This is a genomic window from Streptococcus sp. S784/96/1 (genome assembly GCF_902729355.1).
In the GTDB taxonomy this organism is placed as follows: Bacteria; Bacillota; Bacilli; order Lactobacillales; family Streptococcaceae; genus Streptococcus; species Streptococcus caledonicus.
The window spans coordinates 1-10189 of record NZ_CACVCC010000051.1 but is presented as its reverse complement, the minus strand read 5'-3'; the positions used below and the strand labels follow the sequence as shown (position 1 = coordinate 10189).

The 10189-nt window shown below is 34.4% G+C and carries 8 protein-coding genes and 1 pseudogene; all 9 read left to right on the top strand.

The annotated features are described in order from the left end of the window. Nucleotides 1-560: alpha/beta hydrolase (locus GZ996_RS11140; RefSeq protein ID WP_162012087.1), on the top strand; the 560-nt coding region annotated here is incomplete at its 5' end. A 246-nt stretch (nucleotides 561-806) separates the two neighbouring features. Beyond that, complete coding sequence (locus tag GZ996_RS11135) at nucleotides 807-2234, top strand: PTS transporter subunit EIIC (protein WP_162012086.1); 1428 nt, start codon at nucleotides 807-809, stop codon at nucleotides 2232-2234. Between the two features lie 8 nt (nucleotides 2235-2242). Then, nucleotides 2243-3649 (top strand): glycoside hydrolase family 1 protein, encoded by a 1407-nt coding sequence (locus tag GZ996_RS11130; protein WP_162012088.1) that lies wholly within the window; start codon nucleotides 2243-2245, stop codon nucleotides 3647-3649. Between the two features lie 52 nt (nucleotides 3650-3701). Further along, a complete protein-coding gene (locus GZ996_RS11125; protein WP_162012085.1) occupies nucleotides 3702-5900 on the top strand; it encodes a helix-turn-helix domain-containing protein in 2199 nt (732 codons plus the stop codon). 105 nt (nucleotides 5901-6005) lie between these two features. Next, entirely contained in the window at nucleotides 6006-8420 is a 2415-nt protein-coding gene (locus tag GZ996_RS11120; RefSeq protein WP_162012084.1) for a GH39 family glycosyl hydrolase, read from the top strand. Between the two features lie 147 nt (nucleotides 8421-8567). Further along, nucleotides 8568-8705: a hypothetical protein gene (locus GZ996_RS11115; RefSeq protein ID WP_162012083.1), complete on the top strand. Its 138-nt coding sequence runs from the start codon at nucleotides 8568-8570 to the stop codon at nucleotides 8703-8705. Nucleotides 8706-8756: 51 nt separating this feature from the next. Beyond that, the gene (locus GZ996_RS12310) at nucleotides 8757-9116 is read left to right on the top strand and encodes an AraC family ligand binding domain-containing protein (protein WP_162012082.1); all 360 of its coding nucleotides are present in this window, start codon (nucleotides 8757-8759) and stop codon (nucleotides 9114-9116) included. Further along, on the top strand, nucleotides 9020-9625 hold the full coding sequence (locus GZ996_RS11105; protein WP_238386431.1) for a helix-turn-helix transcriptional regulator: 606 nt from the start codon (nucleotides 9020-9022) through the stop codon (nucleotides 9623-9625). The genes GZ996_RS12310 and GZ996_RS11105 overlap by 97 nt, the downstream gene beginning before the upstream one ends. A gap of 427 nt (nucleotides 9626-10052) precedes the next feature. Further along, a pseudogene (locus GZ996_RS11100) lies at nucleotides 10053-10189 on the top strand (helix-turn-helix domain-containing protein); the annotation flags it as partial.

Here is a 10189-nt window from a genome sequence, read left to right as displayed (position 1 = left end):
TCCCGGGTGAGTTAGATGATGTCAATCTAGCGATGCATTGGGTGGCTGAACATGGCGCTCAGTACGATATTGATACTGACAATATCGTTATCATGGGGGATAGCGCAGGTGGACAAATGGCATTGCAATATGTAACCCTTTTAACTAATAAGGAGTATCGTGTTAAATTTGGTTATGAGAAACCGGACTTTACAGTGAGAGCGACGGTAGTCAATTGTGCAGCTAGTTTTCTAACACGACCAGAGGTGCTTAGTCCTCCGACTAAGGTCTATTTCACGGAGGACATTTTAGCGCAAAAAGTAGAGATGCTTGAGACTGAAAACTACATGACGACAGACATGGGACCGCTGTTACTAACGACAGCTAATGCAGATATGCTCCTAGAAGCCAATGCTCGGTTAGACGGTTATCTCCTTGCTAAAGGTATTAACCATGAATTTAAATGCTACGGTGATATGGAAAATCCTCGCCATCATGTGTTTAACTATAATATTCGAGATACCATTGCCAAACAATGTAATCAAGACATTACAGCTTTCATCCAAAAACACATTAACTAAGAGATTAATATGTGATAATATATAATAAAAAAGAGTCATCATTCAAATGGCTCTTTTTACTTTAAAAAGGAAGTTTTAGGAAAAATCAATAGAGTTTTTAGGATTGTTCTAAAAACTCATGTTTTGATTCTGTTATGATAATTATGCTATTGGTGTGTGTTATTCATGCTATTCTGGTGAAAAAGTGCAATATTTTTGGTGTGTTATCGTTTACAATTGATTTATCAAAAATAAAGGAGATAAGCAATGGCTTATAAGAATCTTATCAATCAAATTATTGAACATGTTGGTGGCGAATCAAATGTTCAGAGTGTTGTTCATTGTGCGACTCGTCTGCGTTTTGTCTTAAAAGATGAAAGTAAATTCAATGCAGACGAATTAAAAAACTTAACGGGGGTTTTGACAGCCTTGCCATCAAGTGGGCAGTACCATGTGGTTATTGGTAATCATGTTCCTCAAGTTTATGAAGAATTAATTACATTATACCCTGGTACAGTTGCTGATGCTAAGAGACAGGAAGTGCATGAAAACCAAGTAGCTGATAAAAAGAAAAATCCGTTAGGACTTTTCGTTGATACCATTGTAAGTATTATGTTGCCGATGGTAAATATTATGGCTGCTTCAGGAATTTTAAAAGGGATTGTTATTATGTTTAATTCTTTGGGGTTTCTAGCGTCTGATAGCGGAGCTTACAACGTCCTATATGCTTCTTCCAATGTTTTTTATTACTTTTTACCATTATTTGTTGGATATTCTGCTGCAAAACGATTTAAGCTTGAAGAAACGATTGGAATGGCTATAGGAGCAATCTTCTTCTATCCAAGCTTGGTGTCATTGCTACAAAATACTGAAAAGGTTAAGACTATCTTTACGGGAACATTGATTCAGTCAAATGTTTCCACCGATTTCTTTGGTATTCCAGTTATTTTTAACGATTATTCAACGACGATTATTCCTACCATTTTTGCAGTGTATTTCACTTCTAAAGTGTATCATGCGATTAAAGGAAAACTTCCTGCAATTATTGAGAGTTTTGGAACTCCTTTAGTGACGCTTACGATTTCAATGCCAATTTCATTAATTGTCATCGCACCGATTGCTAACATCATCTCTCTCTTCTTGGCAAATTCAGTTATGGCACTTTATAATATTAGCCCAACACTTATTTCGGCCCTTCTCGGAGGTTTTTGGATTTTACTAGTATCTGTTGGTGTCCACAGTGCTATTGTACCAATTGCGATTGCAAACTTCTTTATCAACGGGTACGATGTTATCTTCCCAATGATTACAGCACATGGATTTGTTATCGCTGGTATTAGCTTCGCAGTTGCACTTAAGCAAAAATCAAAAGAACAAAAATCATTGGCATGGTCTGCGGGGTTCTCAGCTTGGATTCCAGGGGTTATTGAACCAGCACTTTATGGTTTTGTTTTGGAAAATAAAAAATTACTAGCAATGGCAAGTATCGTTTCAGGTATCGGTGGTGCGGCAGCAGGATTCTTTAAAGTAAAACTTGTTCAGCTTGCTCCTGGTGGTATTTTTGCTATCCCAGGCTTTATCGAGCAAGGTGGCAATGGGCTTTCAACTGGTTTAGTTGTAACAATTGCAACGATTGTATTATCAACTATCGCAGGTTTTGTCTTGACGCTTATGATGTATAAAGAGGAAAAATAGGTGATATGATGAAAGAAAACTTTTTATGGGGAGTAGCCATGAGTGCTTCTCAAGCAGAAGGAGGTGCCCTGTTAGATGGAAAAGGACTGGTCATGGATGATGTAGTTTCTAATGTTCACAATGAAAGGTTTCAAGCAACAGCTAATCTAGAAATTGCTTTAAATAAGACCTATGATTATTACCCAAGTCATCAAGCTATTGATTTTTACCACCGTTACCCAGAAGACATTAAACGTTTCGCAGAGCTAGGAATTAAGGTGTTACGGACCTCTATTAACTGGGTGCGTATTTATCCGAAAGGTATTGAAGAGGAGCCGAATGAAGCTGGTTTAACTTTTTATGATAAGGTTTTTGATGAATGCTTAAAGTATGGTATCGAGCCTGTAGTGACACTGAATCATTTCAATACTCCTCTTGAATTTTACTATTCAGGTGGTTGGAAAAATCGTGAGTTGATTCATCATTTTGTCAAATATGCTAAGACGGTTTTTACGCGTTATAAAGATAAAGTCAAATACTGGATGACCATCAATGAAATTAACATGATTTTAAGCCTTCCTCTGGTCGGTGGTCTAATTAATCCAACTTTAGAAGAGAATGTTGATTTTGCAAAATACCAAGGTGCTCATTATCAGTTGGTAGCGTCAGCTTTAGCTGTTAAAGTGGGAAAAGAAATCAATCCTAATTTTCAAATCGGTTGTATGATGGGGGCAGGGGTGACTTACCCTTATAGTTGTAAGCCAGAGGATGTATGGGAAGCCTTTCAGGCTAATGAAGAAGAATATGCATTGATTGACGTTCAAGTCAAGGGGCAATACCCTCACCTATTTTTATCTAAGTTGAAGCATAAAGGTCTAGAGCTAGATATGACAGCCGATGACTTAGCCATTTTAGAAGAAAATACCGTTGATTTTGTAGGACTTAGCTACTATAACACTCGCCTAACAGCAGCAGACAAATCAAGTTTGCAAACATCCGGTGCTAATCTAATGGGTACCTTGAAAAATCCTTACCTCAAATCAAATGATTTTGATTGGCAATCAGATCCTCTAGGGTTTAGAATCACCTTAAATGAGCTATATTCTCGTTACCACTTACCCCTATTTGTGGTTGAAAATGGTTATTCTGCCATTGAAACTTGTGGAAATCCTATTCAAGATGATTATCGGATTGACTACATTCGTGATCATCTGAAACAACTAAAAGCCGCCATGGAAGATGGTGTTGATATTATGGGATATACGCCTTGGGCTGGTATTGATATCATTAGTGCAAGTACAGGTGTCATTGAAAAACGTTATGGTCTCATTTATGTTGACTTAGATGATGAAGGCAACGGTAGCCTAGAGAGAACACCTAAAAAATCTTACTATTGGTACCAAAATGTTGTTAAAACTAATGGAGAGGAACTTTAAGCGAGGTCATGTTTGACTTTGCTTTTTTACTTAGAGTAGGTAGAATATAAATATGAAAGTAACATATCCATGGGAACATGTCACCATTTCTCAATTATTGCAAGGTGGCACTTATTCACACATGTCTCAAGATGCCCAGATTCTCTATGTGTTATCAGGTGAAGTTGCAATAACAACGCTTGATTATACAATGACTTTTACAATGGGTGAATTTTTTGTTGTGCCTAATTTTTCAGAGTTTAATCTTCATTTTCGAGAGGTAACGAGTCGAGTCTACTTACTCAATTTTTCCTACTTTACGTCTACGGATGAAGAGATTATGGAAATCTTTAAAGGTGATTCAAAGAGTAAAGGAGAAGCTATTACTTCAACGTTATCAACGTCTTTACAGCAGATGTTGAGATTGTATTACCTTAATTATGAGACGGCTTCTTATTGGGAAGTAAATGCTTTATATTTTCAAATTATTCATAAACTTGAACGGAAATACCTCATAAGGGTACCAAGAGAAAAGGGAACGTTGACAAAAAACTTAGTCGCAAGATTCATCAATCAGCAACTCACTCAGGAAGTAACTATTGAAGACTTAGCGAAACAATTTTACGTTTCTAAACAAACAATGACGCGTTTTTTGAAAGCTAATTTTGGAAAATCTTTGGGAAAATATTTGCAGGAGAAACGGTTTGAACAACTTGAAAAAAGGTTATCAGAGACAAACCTACCAATCAATACCTTGGTTTATGATTTGGGATTTAAAAATTTGAACTCCTTTAATAGACTGTTTAAAGCCACTTATGGTTTATCTCCTTCACAGTGGAGGCAGCAATATACCAGGACAAGGGCAACAAGTGTGTCACCAAGTGTCATTGAAGAAATAAAAAACTTTCAGGAGTTATTGAATGAGAAAACAAGCCAATTATCTGCCTCTGTAAAGAATGACTTCCCTTCTTCAGTTTATCATCGAATTTGGAATATTGAACATCCAGAGTTATTATCATTTGACAATTTGGAACAGATATCGAAGGTAATCATAGGAGATTACATAAGGTTACCATTTAATTTAGAGTACCTTTCAGAAAGGCAGTATCTTAATCTGCTGTCCTATTTTAAAGAAAGAAACCTCAAGTGTTATATCGTTGTTTCTGGTAATCACTCCGAAATATTAGTTCAACTCTTAAAGAAGTATCATACTATTTATGGCTATATTGCTACTCAAGATTTAGTCATTGAGGTCTGTGCGGATCTTACTCATGATGATTGGTTGGCAGATTATTTGAGGTATTATGGGATTTTCAAAAATGAGATAAAGGTATCTAGATGTGGTTTAGGCAACTTTTCAATGTATTGTCCACTGGATAATGTTGCCACAGATTTAAAAAAAGCTACCGAGTTAAGAAAAATAGATTTTTTGGCTTTAGATGCTTGCCCATTGATTAAGCAGCATAGCAAGTATTCTCTCAGAGAAAATATTGTACTATCGTCGCATGTCAATAGAGTTTTTACTAGTTTATCTACATTTATTTCTAATTTGAAGGAATATATTAATGAATTGCCTTTATATTTGACAGCTTTTAATCTTACTGCCCATTTTACAGATAATATCAATGATCATTTGTACCATGCTGGATATTATTTGACTTTTTTAGATAAAATGTCTCCATTAGTTGAGGCAATTGGTTACCGTAATCTTTTTGACGGAGATAGTAATGGTTTAACTTTGCAGGAATTTTCTGGAGGCAATGGTCTCATCACTCGATCAGGATTATTAAAATCAACCTTACAGGCAGAAAAATTTTCTCAGTCTCTACTGCCTAAAGTAATTGGTAAAGGGGAAAATATTATTTTGACTGCTGATGATTTTGATAACATTACTATTCTTGCTTACAACTATCAGCCAATGGGAGACTACTATTCGAGTGATAAAGATATGGATATCTATCAGAACCAGAATTATATTTTTAACATGCAGGGCCAATCCATTCAAATTGGTATCAATGACTTGAGAAATGGAAAATATAAGGTAACTTTTCATATTCTGGATTATGAAAATGGTAATGGTGTTGATGTTTTAAAAAAATATACTGGATTAAAAATTATTGACGATAACATGTTACATTTTATAAAACAGCAATATAGTCCCAGAATTTATCAAAAAGAAGTGACAGTAACTGATCAGACTTTGAATGAAAAAATTGTCTTGAAACCCTTTGAGATTGTATTGATTAGTTATGAGTGGATAAATGTTGTCTAACTAAACATGACGATGTGTTGGACCAATGAGATCAAATCAATTTTGCTTTTTTAACTTAATATGGGTAAAATAGTAATGTAAGCGGATTACAAATGGAGGATTAGGATGGATTTATTGAACCCGTGGGGACACATTGCGATAAGCTCTTTGAGAAAAAATGAGCAGTATCAGTTTTATGATAATAAAATTCGTATCGTCTATTCATTGAGAGGAAGTGTTTGTATTCGACATGATGATCATGAGATAGTCTTGGGGAGTAATGATTTTTTTATTATAACTAAAGCTCAGCGATATGATATTTCACAAACAGTGGGGAAAGTCTTTTGTTTTACCATAGATTATGTTAGAAATAGTTTATCGCCTACAGAGAGTCTATTTAAGGGAGATTCTATCACCAAGGTAAGAAGTGCTGATTTTGAAGTGACACAGTCATTAAAACACCTGCTTCTCCTGAAATCGCAAGCAGATACGGTATCAATTAACCAGTTATACCGAGAATATTTTACACTTCTGACAATATTAGAAAAATATTATGCTTTTTCTGTCACGTTATCTAAAAATGCTCAAGGTAGAAATCGCATCGAAGAAATTAAAAATTATATTGATGTGAATTTTGAAAAGGAATTGACCTTAACCAATTTAGCGCAGAGGATTTTTGTCTCTGAACAATACCTTTCAAAAATATTTAAAGAGGAAATAGGGATAGGGGTTTCTGAATACATCATTAAGCGTCGTTTAGAAAAAGTGCGTCGTTATTTAACAGAAACAGAACTTCCTATTACAGATATTGCCTTTGAATCTGGTTTTAGTAACATCAATTCTTTTAATCGATTGTTTAAAAAATATCAAGGTGTTACTCCAAGTGTCTATCGAAATGAGACCAAACAGAATGTGATTATCAATTCAAGTCCAAAAGAAGTTGTAGAGGAAGATTTTACAGATGTTCAACAGTATCTTTCCGATGGTTTTAGCACCAGTCAGCAAAAGAAAATCCTAGTATCTACAGAAGGTAGTAGGAAGCTTGATACGGATAAATTATTGATTAATCTTGGATTTGCTGAGGATTTACTACATCGTTCATACATCAAATCCGTTAAACCAATCAGTCAGTACGCGAGATTTAAATATGGGCGTATCTGGGGAATCATTGATCAATCAATTTTAAAAGATGTTGATGGAGAATTTGACTTTACAAAAATTGATGATATTTTACAAGCGATTTTAGATTTAGGATTAAAGCCATTTTTAGACTTAGGACTCAAAGGGAAAACAGTACATGGCGCTAATCGGCAAATACTCAGTCATACAGCCTTGAAATTACCAACTCAAGAAATGGAAGACTTGTTGAGAAGGTATGAAGCACTCATTGATCACTGTATTGAGAAGTTTGGTGTAGAAGAAGTTTCCAGCTGGCGAGTTGAATTTTGGAAGCCTGAAAAATCAGTGCTAGACTTTCTAAAATCAGAACAATTGACCACATTTAACTATAAAGGGAAGAACATTGACTTGGCAACTAATCAAGGTTATCTCACCTATTTTGAACAATGTTATAAGCGGATTAAAACCTTACTTCCGAATATTAAGATTGGAGGTTGTGGTTTAAATGTCTCTGTTGAAACAGAGATACTTGAAACGTTTTTACAAGAATGGTCACAGCGTGAAATCCATCCTGACTTTTTGAGTTTGTCGATTTTTCCTATTGATATGACAAAAGATATTATGAAATTACCAAGAATGCGTATTTCAGCAGACACTGATTACACTCTTCAATCGGTTTTTAGTGTTAAAAGGTTACTAGAAAAACTTAATTTTGCTACCTTGCTATACGTTACAGAGTTTAATGTTACAATTAATAGTCGTGATATTATCAATGATACTTGTTTTAAGGGACCGTATATTCTAAAAAATACCTTGCCAGTTCTAGATGAGATTGATTTGTTGGGGTATTGGCAGTTATCAGATTTTTCTTCTTCTGCTACCGATGTTGCTAAGCAAGAATTCTTTGGTGGCTCTGGTTTAATCACAAAGAATGGTATCCCTAAACCAGCCTTCTTTGCCTTTGATTTTTTAGGTCATTTAGGAGATGTAGTGTTGCATCAATCTGATGGGCTGATGATTACAAAGTCAAGCACTAAATTGTTTATCCTGTCTTATCATTACAGTCATCTGAATGGAAGGTATTATTATGAAGATAATCACGTCTTTGATCGCTATAATGCCTTGGAAATGTTTGAGGCTGATGGAAAAAGTCAAATTGAAATTACATTGAAAGGCCTGCTAGAAGGTCGTCAGTATCAAATTAAACAGAGAAAAATGGGAATTAATGATGGCGCATTAATCTACCAAGCCAATAATTTTAGTAGTTCCATAAGGTATCGGGAAGATGAAATAAATTATATACGATACCGTTGTATCCCCACCTTAAGTAGGGATATTCAAGAAACGATAGGCGATAGTCTGACAGTGTCGTTAGAATTAAATCCACATGATATGATTTTTATGGAAATAACATTAGATTAATGGTTATTTTCAGATTGTAAAATGTCATTTTGCTGAATTTATAGGCTTCAAAGTAGTGTTATTCATAAAAAAACACTTAGTGGATTGAGTGATTGTTAGTTAGTCAGAAAGTGCAAGAACATCAAATAGGGACGACAAGGAGGAAGTATGCTCTTAAAAGAATTGTTAGTGTTGAACGAAGTGGAGCGAAAACACAAAAACGTTTATTTAGCAGACCGAGAGAGACTCCTTTTTTCGCCATTAAGATTTGAAGATTATAGCAGTCTTCTTGATGATGAAAGATAATATTTTGATTATCGACAATTTTATCAGCAAACGAGCCGAGAAGGTAAGGGGTTGACCATTACGAGAAATGTTCTCTATGAGGATACAGCTATTTATGTTTCTAGGCATACCAGATATGCTTTTCCAATTTTGCATAATCATGATTTTATTGAACTTGTTTATGTTATGAATGGAAGCTGTATTAATTATATTAACGGTCAGGCAATAGCAATGCATAAGGGAGATTTCTGCTTTCTAGCACCAGAAGCGGTCCATGCGCTTTTAGCGGTTAATGATGATGATGTCATAATTATATGTTGCTTTGGAAAGAAAGTATGGAGGCTAGTTTTGCAGACCTATTTAGGCGTGATTGCTATGTTACAAACTTTTTTAAACAACTTCTGCTGGGAAAACATTACGCCCCATATATGATATTTCATACAGATGGAGACAGGAAGATTTTAAATCAAGTGTTACGTTTATACGGTGAGTTTTTAGAGAAAGATTCTAACTATATTGAAATGATTGGTTATATTCTTAATGAGATTTTTATTGACTTTAACCGAAACTACATAAGCACACTTGAAATTGGAAAGAAAGAAAATTATTCTTCAAAAAGCAGTCTTTATCCGATGCTTAGTCTAATTCTCTTGAATTATCAGACAATAACATTAACAACATTAGCAAAACAGTTTTCTTATAGTGAAAGTTATTTGAGTAAATTAATCAAGAAAAATACTGGGAAAACGTTTAAGTTTATTGTTGAAGAAGCGCGTATTGCTAATGCTAAAAAACTGTTATTAACGACTACATTAAGTCTGACGGAAATTAGTCAGAAAGCTGGTTATTTTGATTCGAGCCATATGAATCGTGATTTTATAAAATGGTTAGGTATCTCTCCTAAAAAGTGGTTAGAAAGCCAAAGTAAGGATGATAGATGATACGACGTATTGGAAAATAGATTGTATGCGAATTTAGGGTAACTATTAATAGTTAAAAATGAATGAGAGGTACTTTTAATGGTATCTTTTCATTCATTTTTTTATTTAACTTATTCTGGCTTCTTATTTTTTTCGTATAGAATAGATATGGTAGTAATCATATTTTTTACTAATGAAAAGACAAAAAAAGACAATTTATTTCCGTATGTAAGCGTTATTATATATACAAGTTAGTCAGATAGGGAAGTATTCTTAAAGCTATAAACTTATAGAAGTGAAATAGAGTCAATTTATATTTCTAGAAATGAAAGTCTCATTTTAGTGTGGGATTACTAATTTCTTAAAATTTAGCAAAAAAGAAATTTCCTGTCAGATATTTGTAGAATAAACGAGGTAATGAATATGACACGTATTTATCATTTAGAAGTTGTGCCAGAAACGAATGCGGCAAGCGAAATTCTTATTGTTGACAACCGATTTAAAAATTTATGAAATTGCTGAAAAAGTTGGCTTTTGGGATATCAATTATTTCTCTCAACGCTTCAAGCAGACAGTTGGTGTGAC

What these genes read in the sequence shown, in the direction of transcription:
- GZ996_RS11115 (WP_162012083.1), top strand. Translation starts at nt 8,568, where the DNA reads ATGCTCTTAAAAGAATTGTTAGTGTTGAACGAAGTGGAGCGAAAACAC.
- GZ996_RS11130 (WP_162012088.1), top strand. Translation starts at nt 2,243, where the DNA reads ATGAAAGAAAACTTTTTATGGGGAGTAGCCATGAGTGCTTCTCAAGCA.
- GZ996_RS11120 (WP_162012084.1), top strand. Translation starts at nt 6,006, where the DNA reads ATGGATTTATTGAACCCGTGGGGACACATTGCGATAAGCTCTTTGAGA.
- GZ996_RS11105 (WP_238386431.1), top strand. Translation starts at nt 9,020, where the DNA reads ATGGAGGCTAGTTTTGCAGACCTATTTAGGCGTGATTGCTATGTTACA.
- GZ996_RS11135 (WP_162012086.1), top strand. Translation starts at nt 807, where the DNA reads ATGGCTTATAAGAATCTTATCAATCAAATTATTGAACATGTTGGTGGC.
- GZ996_RS11125 (WP_162012085.1), top strand. Translation starts at nt 3,702, where the DNA reads ATGAAAGTAACATATCCATGGGAACATGTCACCATTTCTCAATTATTG.